3 protein-coding genes are annotated in these 1,193 nt (G+C 50.1%); all 3 read right to left on the bottom strand.

Annotated features, from left to right (window positions below; all coding sequences use genetic code 11):
• A partial coding sequence (nrdD, locus tag H1S01_RS20250) for an anaerobic ribonucleoside-triphosphate reductase (protein ID WP_279287054.1) occupies positions 1 to 503 on the bottom strand: 503 nt, incomplete at its 3' end.
• Positions 500 to 952 carry a 4Fe-4S single cluster domain-containing protein gene (locus H1S01_RS20245; RefSeq protein ID WP_188042165.1) on the bottom strand — a complete coding sequence of 151 codons (453 nt, stop codon included), beginning with the start codon at positions 950 to 952 and terminating at the stop codon, positions 500 to 502. The genes H1S01_RS20245 and nrdD, both read right to left, overlap by 4 nt.
• On the bottom strand, positions 952 to 1,193 hold a 242-nt coding region (locus H1S01_RS20240; protein ID WP_188042164.1), incomplete at its 5' end, for a Holliday junction resolvase. The genes H1S01_RS20240 and H1S01_RS20245, both read right to left, overlap by 1 nt.

The raw sequence follows: 1,193 nt of genomic DNA, 5'->3' as shown, positions 1-1,193 counted from the left end.
TCCATCACTACCTCGGTCACTTGAGCCATAAAACTGTCCGAGCGTTTGGGCGGCAGACTCCGCAGTTGCCCATATGGGCGACCTTCAACCATCAAGTTCGCCGTGGAAAAAGCGAAGCAGTACGGAATCTGAATCCCTTGCCCAGAGCTATCGTGGAAATATAACTCACCTCGCCATATGGCCGATATTAGCTTATTAGCCCGGTGAAGCCCGAAACGTTTCTTGCTGTACCTCCAGAGCAGATAGTACCCTTCCAGCTTCAAGATGCCTTTGGTTACTTCCGCTTGATAGTTGTTGGCTGACAGCTCCTCATTGGAGTTGGCGTTCTGATCAACACTGGCATCTGCTAGACGCTTGGTGAAGTAATCGTGAGACATTTGCCCCACATCGACCTTATTGGGGCTAATACCTTCCAGTTCCAACATCTTCAGTCCAACAGGGTCTTTCGCAAACTTCTGATAGAGCGTATCGAACCCTGGTTCAAACGTCAGGGATATTTTCAAGCCACCTTCTCCTTCCGTCGATCGAGTACAATTTGGTTGGAACTGGCCGGGAATCCGCCAGTGTGTAAGTCCTGACGGTATTCCCCGGCAATGATGACGTCGCATAGGTCGATAATGTCGTCGGAAATTGAGAGGACGTTGTGGCCGGTGTATAGCCATGTTCTCAACCCAATGTATTTGACTGCCGCCAACAATACCTTCAACGCATCGGGCTGGTCCATCGGTTCTCCGCCCACAAAGACCACAGCATCATAGAATCGCTGATTCACTTGAATTCGTTGGATAATCTCGTCGATATCCATCTCTTCCCCACCGTCAAAAGATTGCAGCTCAGGGTTGTGGCAGCCAGGACACCGCCGATGGCATCCTTGAAAAAATATGCTGAAGGCTATTCCGTCGGCGTCGGACGTGTTTAGGTCATTGAATCCAGCGATCCGAACCGTGGTCATTATGCCACCTCCGATACGCTGTCCGCAGTGACCTTCCACTTCCGAAACCCCTGTCGGTCCACCCACACCCAGAACTCAAAATCAATTACTTTATCAATGTTGTGTTCTTTAATGGTCGCTTGGATATCGGCGATCTCTTTTCGATAGGCGGCCATGGATAATCTCTTGGTTCGCTTGGACTGTACGGCTAAGATTCGTCTACGGCTGATTCCAAGCACATCGACTTTAGAATGGGAACCGG

Source organism: Heliobacterium chlorum (genome assembly GCF_014502795.1).
Classification (GTDB): domain Bacteria; phylum Bacillota; class Desulfitobacteriia; order Heliobacteriales; family Heliobacteriaceae; genus Heliobacterium; species Heliobacterium chlorum.
This window is presented reverse-complemented; position numbering and strand designations above follow the sequence as displayed.

Coding starts and splice junctions, on each gene's coding strand:
- H1S01_RS20245 (WP_188042165.1), bottom strand. CDS start 952: ATGACCACGGTTCGGATCGCTGGATTCAATGACCTAAACACGTCCGAC.